This window comes from Streptomyces sp. NPDC054863 (genome assembly GCF_053610825.1).
Genome location: NZ_JBSGZD010000024.1, coordinates 1 through 13109, shown reverse-complemented (window position 1 = coordinate 13109; position 13109 = coordinate 1). Strand labels below are relative to the sequence as shown.

Here is a 13109-nt window from a genome sequence, read left to right as displayed (position 1 = left end):
CAGGCATTACGAGGCGAGAGCGGTGCGGGACGGGAGCTGTCGGTCAGTCGGCTCCGACGGCTCTGGATCCGGCAGCCCCGGCAGCGGGTCGCGGATGACTCTCCTCGCGCTGCCCGGCGTCTACGCGCCGCAGGCCGACACCGCCCTCCTCGCGTCCGCCCTGTACCAGGAGAACCTGCCGCCCCGGGCCGAGGCCCTCGACGTCTGCACCGGCACCGGGGCGCTGGCCCTGGTCGCCGCCCGGCTGGGCGCACGGGTCACCGCCGTCGACGTGTCACGGCGGGCCGTGCTCACCGCACACCTGAACGCCCGCCTGGCCCGGCTCCCGGTCCGCGTCCTGCGCGGCGACCTGCTGACACCGGCCGCGGACCGGACGTACGACCTCATCCTCAGCAACCCGCCCTACGTCCCCTCGCCCCACCCCGGCCTGCCGACGCACGGACGGGCCAGGGGATGGGACGCCGGGCTCGACGGCCGTCTGGTCCTGGACCGGCTGTGCCGGGAGGCCCCGCCGCTGCTGAGACCCGGCGGGGTGCTGCTGCTGGTGCACTCCGTGCTGAGCGACCCGGAGCGGACCCTGGGCACGCTGCGCGGGGCCGGCCTCAAGGCGTCGACGGTGGAGCGCGCCTTCGTCCGGTTCGGCCCGGTGCTGCGGGGCAGGCGGGGGTACCTGAGTGCGAGAGGGCTGGTCGAGCCCGGCGACATCGAGGAAGAGCTGGTGGTCATCCGTGCCGAACGAACTCCCTGACGCGCCGTCCGACGCGGACGTACCGCCCGGCGGGCCGAAGGGCCGTGCGGAACCCTGCCGCATCGCCGTCCAGCAGGAGGGCCCCTTCCTGGTCGAAGGCCCGGTGGAAGTCACCCTGGAGGACGGCACCACCGTGCGCTCCGACCGCTTCCGGGTCGCGCTGTGCACCTGCCGCCGCAGCCGCCGCTACCCGTGGTGCGACACCAGCCACCGGCGGCGCACACCCGGGGCGACGGGAGGGTGAAGCAGGGTGGCGGTCCGTGGGCCACCGTCACCCCGCCCTCGGCCTCTCTTGTCCGAGCAGCCGGCTCATCAGCTCCGCAGCCGTCACCGAGGCGGTTGCGCAGCAGTTGTTGAACAGGACGTGGACCTGCCGGGTCCGTGCGGCGAGCGCTTCGACGCGCGGCACCCAGGGGAGCAGCTCGGCCTCCGTGTAGTGGTGCCGGTAGCTGTCCTCCTTGCTGCCGGCTCCCCACTGCGGGCTGCGCCCGTGGAACCGTACGACCGCGAGGTTCCCGGCCGTCGCCTCCGCCACCGGGGGCAGCGAGGAGGGCAGGCCCTGCGCGGTGTCGACGGCGACCAGCGGCAGGTCCCGCTCCCTCAGGAACGCGAGGGCGCCGGGCAGCGTGCGGGGTGCGAACCAGCCGGGGTGGCGGAACTCCACACCGACGGGCACGTCGAGGCGTTCGCGGCACTCGTCGAGATACGCCAGGGAGCGGGCCTGCGGACCGAACCGCGGGGAGAACTGGAACAGCACGCTCCCCAGCCGCCCGGCGTCGCGCAGCGGAGCGAGCCCGGCGCGGAACAACCGCCACACCTCGTCGAGCACCTCCGGCGGCAGGTCCCGCCCGCGGACCCGGGTCGCGCCCCGCGCCGCGTGCCGCAGTTCCGGGGGGAGCGCCGCGGTGCGGGCGCTGTGGTCGGTGAGCAGGGCGAAAGCCTTGACGTCGAAGACGAAGCCGTCCGGAGTCCGCTCGGCCCACAGACCGGCCACCCGCTCGGTGGGCAGTGCGTAGAAACTGCTGTCCACCTCGACCAGGGGGAACCGGGAGGCATAGTGCCGCAGCCGGCCCTCCGCTCCTCGGGAGCCCGGCGGGTACCAGCCGCTGGAGACCAGCGCCGGGTCGGTCCAGGAACAGGCGCCGACGGACACGTTCGCTGCGTTCGCGGCAGTGATGTCGCCTCCCGAGAGTGGTGCGAGTACGAGTAGGTGTCCCTGACGCGGGTACCTCGCAGGCCGCGGGCGAAGCAGCAGCAGAGCAAAGGAATTCCCCATGGCGGGCCAGCAGCACAACGACCCCCGTACAGACCTCGGTGCCGGTGGCCCGCGCACCGGCGAGCACCACGGGCGCCGCACCGGCCGACCACCGGTTCGTGCGCGCCTGAGCGGTTTCGCGCAGTGGTGGCGGCGGGCCGCGAGCCATTCCGGGCACGAGCGGCACTCCGTGCTGCTGATCGGGAAGAGCGTCCTGGCGGCGGCCCTCGCGTGGGTCGTCGCCCACGACCTGATGGGCGCGCGCTCTCCCGCGTTCGCCCCGTTCTCGGCCGTCCTGGTGATGCAGCCGACCGTCTACCAGTCGGTGGTGCAGTCGCTGCGGTACGCGGGAGCAGTGGTCGTGGGCGTCGCCGTGCAGGCGGCACTGGGTCTGGCGGCCGGTCCGGGCCTGGTGGCCTTCGTACTGGTCGCACTCGTCGCGCTGGTCGTCGGACAGTGGGCGAGACTCGGCTCGCAGGGCACCCAGGTGCCCACGGCCGCGTTCTTCGCGTTCGCCACCTACACCGCCGCCACCGACGACGGCGACCGTCTCGCACAGCTCGCCCAGATCGTGCTGCTGGTCCTGATCGGATGCTCCATCGGCACATTGGTCCACAGCGTCGTCGTACCGCCCATGCGCCACCGCAGCGCCGAGTTCGGCATCAGCACCCTCGCGCGCACCCTCGCCGAGCTGCTGGCCGACATCGCTCCCGTACTGCGCGAGGGCGAACCGGGCGGGGACAGCACCGGTCGGCTGCGCCGGCGGGCGGACATGACCGACGTCCTGATCACCCGGGCGAGGGCGAGCATGCGCACGGCGCAGGACAGCGTCCACTTCAACCCCCGCCGCCATCTGCGCGGGCACCGCACCCACACCAGCTTCCAGGGGTACGCGACCGTACTCGAAGCACTGGTCCGCACCCTGTACCAGGTGGCCTCCCTCACCCGCAGCCTCGACCAGTGGTACGAGCAGGGGGAGGACAGGCACGAGGACCTGCCCTTCCTGCGGAGTTACGCGGATTTCCTGGACTCCCTGGTCGAGTTCGCCCACGTCCTGGTCGCACTCGACGAAGAGCGGCTCCCCTCCCAGGCGAAGGAACTGAACCGGCTGTCCGAAGAGGCGGAGCACCTGCGCAGGGCCCTTGCCGAAGAGGCCGTCCGGCGCGAACTGCCGCTCGCGGACCCGTCGCGCCCGTACGGCGTGCTGGTGGTCGAGGCGACCCGCCTCAGGGAAGAGTGCCGGCACTGCTGCGACGCGTTGCGTCACTGGGCACGGGAATGAGCGGCTGCCGTCCCGGGCGCAGAGAGGCGCACGGCCGCCCGAGGCGTCTCGCGGCGGACCAGTCTCCACCGCCGTCGTCACCCGGGTGACGCACCGGGCTTGCCCGGCCCGAAAATGCGCGGTCGGCTCGACCGGTGCCCTGCGTCCGCGAGGTCCCGGGCGTCCGCCGGCCGGTGTCACCCATGGCTCTCGGGGCAGGCGAGCGAGGTACGTACGGAAACGAAAGGTGTCCCATGGAGCTCGGACCGAACGGAACCCGCGCCTACCGGCGCGCGGCCGACTACGTGGCCGCCGCGCTGATCTTCCTCCAGGACAACGTGCTGCTGCGCGAACCGCTGCGCCGTGAGCACCTCAAGCCCCGCCTGCTCGGCCACTGGGGCTCCTGTCCGGGCATCACCACGACCTACGCAGCCCTCAACTCCCTGATCAGGGAACGTGACACCGACGTACTCCTCGTCACAGGGCCGGGGCACGGCGCCCCCGCCAACCACGCCAACCTCTGGCTGGAGGGCACGCACGAGCACTACGACCCCGCACTGGCCCGCACCGAAGAGGGCCTGCGCGAGCTGGCCCGGCGCTACTGCGCCCCCGACGGCTTCCCGAGCCACCTCTCACCCGCCCTCCCCGGCACCCTCCACGAAGGCGGCGAACTCGGCTACGCGCTGTCCACCGCCTTCGGCGCCGCCCTCGACGCCCCGGACCGGCTGGTGGCCTGCATCGTCGGCGATGGCGAGGCCGAGACGGGGCCGACGGCGGCGGCGTGGCACTCCACCAAGCTCCTCGACCCGGTCACCGGCGGCGCGGTCCTGCCGGTCCTGCACCTCAACGGCTACAAGATCTCCTCGCCCACCCTCTTCGCGACGATGTCCGACGACGAGCTGACCGCACTGTTCCGCGGGTACGGCTGGGACCCCCGCATCGTCGACATGACGCAGGATCCCCACAGCGAGCGGATGACGGGCGCCGTACGCGACGCGCACACGGCCATCACCGGCATCCAGCGCCGGGCCCGCGCGGGCGACGTCCCCGAGCGGCCGGCCTGGCCGATGATCGTGCTGCGCAGCCTCAAGGGGCAGGGCGCACCCGCCGAGGTCGGCGGCAAGCGCATCGAGGGAACCTTCCACGCCCACCAGGTCCCCCTCGCCGAAGTCCACGACGACCCCGAAGAGTTCGAGGCCCTGGAAGCCTGGCTCAGGTCGTACGCCCCCGACGAACTCTTCGACGGGAACGGCCGCCCCCGTCCCGACGTCGTCGACGTGTGCCCCAGGGGAGACCGGCGCATCGGCATGCAACCCGCGGGCGACGGCGGCCGGTTGAGGAAGCCCCTGTCCCTCCCGCCCCTCGACCCGTACGCCGTGGACGTCAAGGAAGGCCCGGGCAGCGTCTCCGCGAGCCCCAACGAGGTGCTCGCCCACTGGCTGACCGAGATCGTGCGCCGTACGGACACCCGCCGGGACTTCCGGATCGTGTCCCCCGACGAACTCGCCTCCAACAAGCTCGACGGGGTCCTCGACGCGACGGCCCGCGCCTACACCTGGCCCGTCGACGAGTACGCCGAGGGCCTCTCCCGCGACGGACGCGTCATGGAGGTGCTCTCCGAGCACAACTGCCAGGGCTGGCTCCAGGGCTACCTCCAGACCGGCCGACACGGACTCTTCCCGACGTACGAAGCGTTCGCCTCGGTCGTCGACAGCATGCTCAACCAGTACGCGAAGTGGCTGAAGATGTCCGCCGAGGTGCCGTGGCGCACCCCGGTCAGCAGCCTCAACTACCTTCTCACCAGCGAGGGCTGGCGCCAGGAGCACAACGGCTACAGCCACCAGGGCCCCGGCTTCATCAACAACCTCCTCACCAAGAAGAGCACCGTCACAGGCGTCTTCCTCCCGCCCGACGCCAACACCCTGCTGGTCACCATGGAACGCGTCCTCGCCGACACCGGCAGGGTCAACCTGGTCGTCTCCGGCAAACACCCCGCCGCACAGTGGCTCGGCCTCGACGAGGCGCGCCGGCACTGCGCAGCGGGCGCCTCGACCTGGCACTGGGCCTCCACCCACGACGGCGACGACCCCGAGCTGGTCCTCGCCTGCGCGGGATCCATTCCCACCGTCGAGACACTCGCCGCGGTCCAGCTCCTGCGCCACGACCTGCCCGACGCCCGCATCCGCGTGGTCAACGTCGTGGACCTGTGCGCGCTCGCCCCGCCGGACCGCCATCCGCACGGCATGCCCGACGCGGAGTTCCGTGAACTGTTCGGCACGGACACCCCTGTGGTCTTCGACTTCCACGGCTACCCCTCGGCCGTCCACCAACTCCTCCACGGCCGCCCGGAACCCGGCCGCTTCCACGTACGCGGATACGTCGAGGAGGGCACGACCACCACCCCGTACGACCTCCTCGCCGGCAACGGCGTCTCCCGCCACGACCTCGCCGCCACCGCCCTGAGCCACCTGCACGGACGTGCCACCGTCACCGGCGACCTGGCCGCCGCCCACCTGCGCCACCGGGACCGGCTGCGCGAGGAGATCCGCCGCACGGGCACCGACCCCGCCGAGATCACCGGGTGGAAGTGGGAGGGGTGACCAGCTCGGGCCCGCATCTCCTGGTCCTCGTGATCCCGACGGGCGACACCCGACAGGGGGCGGCGGAGATACGCGCCGTGCTCGGCCGGCGGGCGAAGGACTGACCGCCGGCCGGTGGCAGGGCGTGTCCGGCGGCGCTCCGGACGGACGGCCGTACACGATGGGGCCGGACGTGATCCGCCGGACAGAAGGAGCCAGCTGTGAGCCGACGACATCGGCGCGTCACGCGGGCGCTCGTCCTGCTGGGCGTGCTCCTGCCTGCCCTGGCCGCCTGCGGTGGGACCGGTGGGCGCAGTGCCGGAGCCAGGGCTGCCGCCACGGCCTTCGAGGAGGCGCTGGCCGGGGGCGACCACGTGGCGATGTGCGCCGCCCTGGCCCCGGACACGCGCGGTGAGGTGCAGGACTCGGAGCGGAAGCCGTGCGTCGAGGTGATCGGAGAGCAGGGCCTGCCGGCCGGAGGACCGGTTGGTGCGGTGGACGTGTACGGGCGTCAGGCGCGGGCCGTACTGGCCTCGGACACGCTGTTCCTGTCGCAGTTCCCGGACGGCTGGAAGGTCGTCGCCGCCGGGTGCCGGCCCCGCTCCGGCCGACCCTACCAGTGCTCGGTCAAAGGAGGCTGACCCTTGCGCACCATGTTCGCGCTCTGCCTGACCGTCGTCCTGGGCGGCGTGGCGTACTTCATCACGGTGGGACTGATGCAGAGATGACAGCGGCCAAGGAGGACGGTGCGCGCCACTTCGTACGGGACAACGGCATAACTCTCGGCTTCGGAGCGGCATTTCTGCTCGCCCTGGCAGGGCAGGCGGTGGCGGGCTGCGCCGAATTCAACAACGAGCTCGTCACGGACGGGCTCGCGGAGATCGGCCTCCTCGACTACCTGGCGTCCTCGGACTTCGCCGTGGACGTGGCGGAGAACTGGCAGTCGGAGTACTTGCAGTTCTTCCTCTACATCGTCGCCACCGTGTGGCTGCTCCAGCGCGGCTCGCCGGAGTCGAAGGAAATGCACAAGGCCGGTACGCAATCGGACGAGGAGCAGCGGGTCGGGGCGCACGCGCGCCCGGACTCGCCGCGCTGGGCAGGCATCGGCGGGGTGCGCCAGGCGGTCTTCTCCCGGTCGCTCGGCCTGATGATGGCCACGCTCTTCGTGCTGTCCTGGCTGGCCCAGTCCATCGCCGGCGCCGCCGCGTACAACGAGCGGCAATTGCGCCGGCTCCAGGGCCCCGTCGACTGGGGGCAGTACGTCATGTCCGCGGACTTCTGGAGCCGGAGCCTGCAGAACTGGCAGTCGGAGCTCCTCGCCGTCGCCTCCATGGCCATCTTCTCCGTCTACCTGCGCCAGCGGGGCTCGCCCGAGTCCAAACCCGTGGGAGCGCCGCACACCTCGACCGGCATCGAGGGATGACCCGCGGTGCGGACACCCGGCCTCGCCCGCCGGCGGCTGTCGGCCGGGTGGGCCCCGCCCCGCCGACAGCCAGATGAGGGGCAGGCCCCGGCCCGGTGGCTTACGGCGCGCTGCCCCCGCGCCGCCCCAGGGGGCGCACACAGGTCCCACGGTTGCGCCGAGTCCCCGAGCGGGGGAAGGGAGGGGGACGCCGGTCGCCCCCCCGGGCCACCCGGTGAGCGGCAGCGCAGGCAGCGGTCTCCTCGTCACCGGGCCGACTCCGCGTCGGTGCGTCGAGCTCCGCCTTCAGGAATCCGCAACGACTTTGCGTACGTTCTCCAACGAGCCGCAGTCAGCCTTGAGGTGTCGGCCGCGCGCGTCCCAGAAGGCTGCGCCGAGTTCGCTGCGGCGGGTGTCGGTGACGTTCTCGCGGGCGCCGTTGAGGATGGTGCGTTCCTCCTCGTCGGTGTGGTGGGCCACGGCTTCGACGAGCTTCTCCAGTTTGTCGTCCCAGTCGTCCGAGCCGACGTCATCGACTTCGAGCAGGGCCAGCAGGGCTTCGTTTCCCTCGGTGTGCTCCTCGACGCCGTGCTCCACCTCGTCGTCGTCGATGTGCTTGTACCGCTTGAGGGCGGGATAGACCTCCTCCTCTTCCGCCTCGCCGTGCGCGATCAGCAGCGCGGAGAATTCCCGCAGCGCCCTGGCCCGGTCGTCCTCCACGCTGCGCATGCGACGGAACAGCTCCTCCATGCGCCGGTGGTCGTTCAGGATCAGCTCCACCACGTCCTGCGAATGATCTGCCACGGTCGTCCTCCACATGTGGTCGGCGGCAATGTCCCTTTCCGACTACCCCGTCCGCCCCCTTTCTCCGCTCCTCGATCGAGGAGTTCACCCCGGCCGACCTGCTCTCCCGTGCCACGGCCGGCAGGGCGTCCCAGTGGCGCGGCGGGACCTACTGCTTCCCCACGTCGCGGGGCGCGAGCGGCCTGGTGGCGGGGCCCTGGAGGACGGTGCCGTCCGGAGCGAAGCGCGAGCCGTGGCACGGGCATTCCCAGGCGCTTTCGGCGGCGTTGAACGCGACCAGGCAGCCGAGGTGGGTGCAGCGCGCCGAGACGGCATGGGTGGTGCCAGACTCATCGCGGTGGACGGCGCAGCGGCTGCCGTCGATCCGTACGACAGCGCCCGTGCCCGGGGCGATCTCGGCCACCGAGTCGACATGCGTGGTCGAGAGCCGGTCGCCGATGAAGTGCCGTGCCACGTCGGCCTGTTGCCTCAGCAGGGCAGGCGCCTCGCGCACCGCACTCCAGAGCCTGCGCGGGTCGTACAGGCCCGCCCACGGCGGCTTCTCCCCGTGCACGAGCTGGGAGAGGAGCTGCCCTGCCAGGGCGCCGCCGGTCATGCCCCAGCCGCCGAAACCGGTGGCGACGTAGGTGTGGCGGGCACCCGGGTGGTAGGGGCCGATCATCGGCACGGTGTCGCTGACGTCGTTGTCCTGGGCCGCCCACCGGTAGGCGGTGTCCCCCACGGGGAAGTGCTGGCGCATCCACGCGTCGAGCCGGGCGAAGCCGGCGGCCGTGTCGCCCTCGCCGGGGGTGAAGCCCTCTCCGGTCACGATGAGGAGGCGGTCTCCTGCCCCGTACGGAGCGGTGCGTACGGACCGCTTTCCGTCGTCCTCGGTCAGGTACATCCCGGCGGGGTCGTGCCCGGCGTCCAGCGGTGCGGCGACGACGAGTTCCCTGCGTGGTGAGAGGCGGGCGAACAGCAGGGCGCGGTCGAACACCGGGTAGTGGGTGGCGACGACGACGTCCCTGGCCGTCACGGTGTGCCCGCTCTCGGTGGTGACCCGGCACGGGCTGCCCTCGTGCAGTCCGGTCACCCGGGTCCGCTCGTGGACCACTCCGCCGCGCGCCCGCAGGTCGTCCGCCAGGGCCAGGAGGTAGGCACGCGGGTGGAACTGCCCCTGCTCCTCCACCCGTACGGCCCCCGCGACGTCGAAGGGCAGCCCGGTCTCCTCGACGTACGTGGCGTCGAGTCCGGCCGCCCTGGCGGCGGCGGCCTCCGTACGCAGCACAGCACGATTTTCCGGCCCGGTGGTGTAGGTGAAGGCGGGACGGCGCTCCCACGCGCAGTCGGCCCCGAGCTCCGCGGCGACGGCGGCGATGTGCTCGACGGCCCCTTGCTGGGACCGGGCGTAGAGCCGGGCGGCTTCCTCTCCGCGGGTGCTGAGCAGACGGTCGTAGACCAGCCCGTGCAGGGCGGAGACCTTGGCGGTGGTGTGGCCGGTGACGCCGGCGGCGATCCGGTCGGCTTCAAGGACGACGACACGGAGCCCCGTGCGGACGAGTTCCCAGGCGGTGCTGAGCCCGGCGATGCCGCCGCCCACGACGACCACGTCCGTCTCCGCGTCGGCACGGAGCGGAGGCAGGGAGGTGGAGGGGCTGGTGGCCATCCAGTACGACTCGTCGCGGCCGGGGAGCGGCCCGGGTGCGGGTTCCGGGATGTGGGGTGCGTTCATACGGGAAGGGTTCCTCGATCCGATCGGAAGATGCGTGCGGGAAGTGCGTACGGAAAGAAGTGCGTACGAGAGCGCGGACCGGGTGGCGGACGGCGGAGGAGCGTCGCGCGAGGACCCTTTGGCACGGGCTGTCGTGAGATCGTGAGGAGCGAGGGACGTGCGGGCGGAGGTGGATGGTGACGGACTCGGGTGAGCGCCCGCCTGACGGCGACAGGCCTTCCGGCTCCCCGGTGCAGCGCGCGTTGCGGCGGGTGTTGGCCGAAGGCGGTGACGTGCAGTACGTGCCGGCCCGGTTGTGCCAGGTGTGCGTGGACCAGCTGCCGGTCACCGGTGCGTCCATCTCGTTGAACGGGGACGGTACGAGCCGGATGGTCTGGTGGTCGAGCGACGAGGTGGCCGGGCGGCTCGCGGAGGCGCAGTACTCGCTGGGCGACGGCCCGTGCCAGCGGGCGGTGGACCTGGCGGCTCCGGTGCTGGCGAGCGATCTGAGCGCGGGCCCGGATGCCAGGCGCTGGCCGGTTTTCGCCGGGCAGGCCGTCGCGATGGGGGTGCGTGCGGTGTTCTCCCTGCCGTTGGGCGTGGAGGCGCAGGTGCTGGGCACGCTCGACCTCTACCGGGACGTACCCGGTGAGATGGCGGTGGGGGATTTGAGCAGCGCGTTGCTGGCGGCGGACGCCATCATGTTCGCGCTCGTGAATCTCCAGGCGTCGGCCGTCCCCGACGGGAGTGCGTCCTGGCTCAAGGGCGCCGAGGCCAACCGTGACGAGGTCCAGCAGGCGACCGGCATGATCATGTTCTATCTGGACGTGGAGCCGCAGCAGGCGCTGGCCCGGTTGCGGGCGCATGCCTTCGTCCACGGCCAGAGCGTCAGCGAAGCCGCGCACGACGTGATCGACCGGAAGGTGACCTTCGATGCGTAGCCCTCGCAGGCCGTCCGCCGCGGTCGACGTGCCACGGTGGAACGGCAGCACAGCAGGGACCAGGAGCCCGGCACCTGTCGGGCTTCCCGGCAAGGACAGAGACGGTGAACCAGCATGATCAGCCGCGAGCAGCACATCGCGAAGGCGTTCGTCAGCCTTGCCGACAGCTTTGCCGAGGACGTCGACCCCACCGTGCTCCTGGACCGCCTCGCCGCCCACTGTGTGGCGCTCACCAGCACGGACGCCGCCGGAATCATGATGATCGACGCGCGGGGAAGCCTGCGCACCATGGCTGTCTCCGACAGCCGGGCCGCGCTGCTGGAACTGTTCCAGATGCAGAGCGGGCAGGGGCCGTGCATCGACGCCTGGCACGAGCAGCACCGCCTCGACGTCCCCGACCTGGCCACGCAGGAATCCCGGTGGCCGGACTTCGTACCGCTCGCCCGCGAACTGGGCTTCCGCGGGGCCTACGCGCTCCCGATGAAGGTGAACGGGCAGGGCGTCGGCGCGCTCAACCTGCTGCGCGAGGATCCCGGAACGCTCACCGACACGGAACTCGCTCTGGCCCAGGCACTCGCGGACGTCGCCTGTGTCGCCGTGGTCCGCTGGCAGGCGGACCCCGCCCGCCCGCACGACGTGCTGACCCAGGTGCAGGCGGCGGTGTCCGTCAAGGCGACCATCGAGACGGCCAAAGGGCTGCTCGCCGCGGCCGGTGGCATCGGCGTTCAGGAGGCCGACGCAGCCCTGCACCGTTACAGCCGCCTGCACGGCATGAGCCCCTCGGACGCCGCACAGCAGCTCGTCCGCCGCACCCTCGACCCGTGCGAGGTGATGGCGGCTCGTACCGCTTCCCCGTGATCGGACGCGTCGGCCGTTGACCGTGGAGGCGGTCGGCGGCCGGGCTCCCACGTCACGGGCGTGGTTGCAGACCGCCCGCCGACGGGGGCCGGCCACCGATTTTGGTGAGGAGCTCCGTGCACAGCGTGCGCAGTGTGACGTTCCTGTGCTGCGACGCGGCCCGCAGCACGGCGCACGCCTCGTCGGCCGTGCAACGCCGCTGCCCCATGATCACGCCGATGGCATGGTCGACGAGCGCCCGCGTGATCAGGGCCGTCCGGAGGTCGGCCGCCAACTCCTGGGCGTCGGCGATGCGTTGGGCCAGTGCCAGGGCGCCGGTGGCCTGGGCTGCCAGGCCGCGCAACAGGGCCAGGTCGGCGTCCGCGAAACCGTCCTCCTTCGCGGAGTAGAGGTTCAGCGCCCCCGCCGTGTGGGTGTGCGCGGCGATCGGCAGGGACAGCGACGAGTGGGTGCCGCTGGCCACGGCGTACGCAGGGTACGCCCCCCACCGCTGCTCGGTGAGCATGTCGGGGATGCTCACCTCCAGGCCGGTGCGCAGCGCGGTCAGGCAGGGGCCGTCGTCCTGCCCGTACTGCTTCTCGTCCAGCTGCTCCGCGCTGGTGCCCGCGCTCGCCACGGTCAGCGGGCGCCCCCCGCGCTCCAGGGTGATGCCGCAGCCGTCCGAGGCAGGCGTGTGGGCGGAGGCGCGCTGCGCCAGGGAGAGCAGGAAGCCGTCCAGGCTGTCGGTCTCCAGGAGCAGTTCCATCAGATCCGGGGTCTGCGGCTCGGTCTCCTCAGCCATGTTCTTCCAACCCGGGCCGATGCGGCCCTGTCCGAAAAGGACGGTGTCCGCCCGGTGGTGGGGAGCCGTCGGAAACCTCGTACTCGCCACTCTCCCACCCGGGGCGGCCCAGGGCGATGACGTGCGGCAGCGGCAGGCACCGGGGCGCGGGCGCCCTGAATGCGCGCGGTCGCCCTGTGACGGTCCGGGGGAGTGGTGGAGCGGAGACGTCCCGAACCTTGGTAATAGTTGGCTCAACTCCTTGTTCCCGCACGCGTGCGGGAGGGAACAAGGAGCTTCGAAGGAGTGGCCCCACCGCCTCGTGGAGCGGTGGGAGGGAGGAGGACCCCGGTGGCATCGACGAGTCCGAGCGAGGACGAGGCTGTGCAGCATCTGTTCGGTGGGGGAAGGGGAAGAGCGACCGTGCCGCAGCCCCGGACCACGTCGGGGACGATACCGCCGCATCCGGAGTCGCCCGCCGAACTGCGGGCGGAGATCGAATGGCTCCGACGGGCGTTGGAGACGCAGCCGGTGATCGACATGGCCCGTGGGATGGTGATGGCGATGGCCCCCTGTTCCCAGGCACAGGCGTGGCAGGTGCTGGTCGAAGTGTCCCAGCACACCAACGTCAAGCTGCACATCGTGGCCCGGCGCCTGGTCGACAGCGTGCAGGGGCCTCCGCCGTGCCGGCCGATCAGGGACGCACTGGCCAAGGCCCTCGACCGGGTCCGACAGGGCGACGGGGCGCCCGCGTAGCGCCGCGGCCTCCGGCGCTCGGCCGCTGCGCGATCCGCCCGCCCGTCCCGGTGCC

At 72.1% G+C, this 13109-nt stretch carries 13 protein-coding genes; 9 read left to right on the top strand and 4 right to left on the bottom strand.

Going from position 1 to position 13109, the window contains the following annotated elements; all coding sequences use genetic code 11:
• Positions 1–94: 94 nt before the first annotated feature.
• Both ACWGIG_RS07540 and ACWGIG_RS07535 read left to right on the top strand, forming a co-directional pair.
• Complete coding sequence (locus ACWGIG_RS07540; RefSeq protein WP_453320596.1) at positions 95–748, top strand: HemK2/MTQ2 family protein methyltransferase; 654 nt, start codon at positions 95–97, stop codon at positions 746–748.
• Positions 749–809: 61 nt separating this feature from the next.
• Positions 810–992, top strand: coding sequence for a CDGSH iron-sulfur domain-containing protein (locus tag ACWGIG_RS07535; protein WP_453320621.1), 183 nt, complete (start codon positions 810–812; stop codon positions 990–992).
• A gap of 27 nt (positions 993–1019) precedes the next feature.
• Here ACWGIG_RS07535 and ACWGIG_RS07530 read toward each other — a convergent pair whose 3' ends face one another.
• Positions 1020–1901, bottom strand: a complete 882-nt coding sequence (locus tag ACWGIG_RS07530) for a DUF72 domain-containing protein (protein ID WP_453320595.1) — start codon at positions 1899–1901, stop codon at positions 1020–1022.
• Between the two features lie 121 nt (positions 1902–2022).
• On the opposite strand from ACWGIG_RS07530, the gene ACWGIG_RS07525 reads away from it, so the two are divergent.
• The 4 genes from ACWGIG_RS07525 (at position 2023) to ACWGIG_RS07510 (ending at position 7266) form a co-directional block, all read left to right on the top strand.
• Entirely contained in the window at positions 2023–3285 is a 1263-nt protein-coding gene (locus ACWGIG_RS07525) for an FUSC family protein (RefSeq protein ID WP_453320594.1), read from the top strand.
• Positions 3286–3518: 233 nt separating this feature from the next.
• Positions 3519–5864: a phosphoketolase family protein gene (locus tag ACWGIG_RS07520; protein WP_453320593.1), complete on the top strand. Its 2346-nt coding sequence runs from the start codon at positions 3519–3521 to the stop codon at positions 5862–5864.
• A gap of 200 nt (positions 5865–6064) precedes the next feature.
• Entirely contained in the window at positions 6065–6484 is a 420-nt protein-coding gene (locus ACWGIG_RS07515) for a hypothetical protein (protein ID WP_453320592.1), read from the top strand.
• A gap of 83 nt (positions 6485–6567) precedes the next feature.
• Positions 6568–7266, top strand: a complete 699-nt coding sequence (locus ACWGIG_RS07510) for a DUF6766 family protein (RefSeq protein ID WP_453320591.1) — start codon at positions 6568–6570, stop codon at positions 7264–7266.
• 285 nt (positions 7267–7551) lie between these two features.
• Here the strand turns inward: ACWGIG_RS07510 and ACWGIG_RS07505 are convergent, their stop codons facing one another.
• Positions 7552–8049: a hemerythrin domain-containing protein gene (locus ACWGIG_RS07505; protein ID WP_453320590.1), complete on the bottom strand. Its 498-nt coding sequence runs from the start codon at positions 8047–8049 to the stop codon at positions 7552–7554.
• 148 nt (positions 8050–8197) lie between these two features.
• Positions 8198–9760 carry an FAD-dependent oxidoreductase gene (locus ACWGIG_RS07500; RefSeq protein ID WP_453320589.1) on the bottom strand — a complete coding sequence of 521 codons (1563 nt, stop codon included), beginning with the start codon at positions 9758–9760 and terminating at the stop codon, positions 8198–8200.
• Between the two features lie 173 nt (positions 9761–9933).
• Between ACWGIG_RS07500 and ACWGIG_RS07495 the strand changes: the two genes are divergently transcribed.
• Together ACWGIG_RS07495 and ACWGIG_RS07490 are read left to right on the top strand one after the other, a co-directional pair.
• Positions 9934–10680: a GAF and ANTAR domain-containing protein gene (locus ACWGIG_RS07495; protein WP_453320588.1), complete on the top strand. Its 747-nt coding sequence runs from the start codon at positions 9934–9936 to the stop codon at positions 10678–10680.
• Between the two features lie 114 nt (positions 10681–10794).
• On the top strand, positions 10795–11538 hold the full coding sequence (locus tag ACWGIG_RS07490; protein ID WP_453320587.1) for a GAF and ANTAR domain-containing protein: 744 nt from the start codon (positions 10795–10797) through the stop codon (positions 11536–11538).
• A 52-nt stretch (positions 11539–11590) separates the two neighbouring features.
• Here ACWGIG_RS07490 and ACWGIG_RS07485 read toward each other — a convergent pair whose 3' ends face one another.
• Positions 11591–12319, bottom strand: coding sequence for a GAF and ANTAR domain-containing protein (locus ACWGIG_RS07485; protein ID WP_453320586.1), 729 nt, complete (start codon positions 12317–12319; stop codon positions 11591–11593).
• A gap of 402 nt (positions 12320–12721) precedes the next feature.
• Here ACWGIG_RS07485 and ACWGIG_RS07480 point away from each other — a divergent pair, with 402 nt between their 5' ends.
• Positions 12722–13054 (top strand): ANTAR domain-containing protein, encoded by a 333-nt coding sequence (locus ACWGIG_RS07480; RefSeq protein ID WP_453320585.1) that lies wholly within the window; start codon positions 12722–12724, stop codon positions 13052–13054.
• Positions 13055–13109: the final 55 nt, after the last annotated feature.

Excerpts from the sequence above, each read along its gene's own strand:
- ACWGIG_RS07520 (WP_453320593.1), top strand. The coding sequence starts at position 3,519 with ATGGAGCTCGGACCGAACGGAACCCGCGCCTACCGGCGCGCGGCCGAC.
- ACWGIG_RS07525 (WP_453320594.1), top strand. The coding sequence starts at position 2,023 with ATGGCGGGCCAGCAGCACAACGACCCCCGTACAGACCTCGGTGCCGGT.
- ACWGIG_RS07510 (WP_453320591.1), top strand. The coding sequence starts at position 6,568 with ATGACAGCGGCCAAGGAGGACGGTGCGCGCCACTTCGTACGGGACAAC.
- ACWGIG_RS07485 (WP_453320586.1), bottom strand. The coding sequence starts at position 12,319 with ATGGCTGAGGAGACCGAGCCGCAGACCCCGGATCTGATGGAACTGCTC.
- ACWGIG_RS07540 (WP_453320596.1), top strand. The coding sequence starts at position 95 with ATGACTCTCCTCGCGCTGCCCGGCGTCTACGCGCCGCAGGCCGACACC.
- ACWGIG_RS07500 (WP_453320589.1), bottom strand. The coding sequence starts at position 9,760 with ATGAACGCACCCCACATCCCGGAACCCGCACCCGGGCCGCTCCCCGGC.
- ACWGIG_RS07495 (WP_453320588.1), top strand. The coding sequence starts at position 9,934 with ATGGTGACGGACTCGGGTGAGCGCCCGCCTGACGGCGACAGGCCTTCC.
- ACWGIG_RS07490 (WP_453320587.1), top strand. The coding sequence starts at position 10,795 with ATGATCAGCCGCGAGCAGCACATCGCGAAGGCGTTCGTCAGCCTTGCC.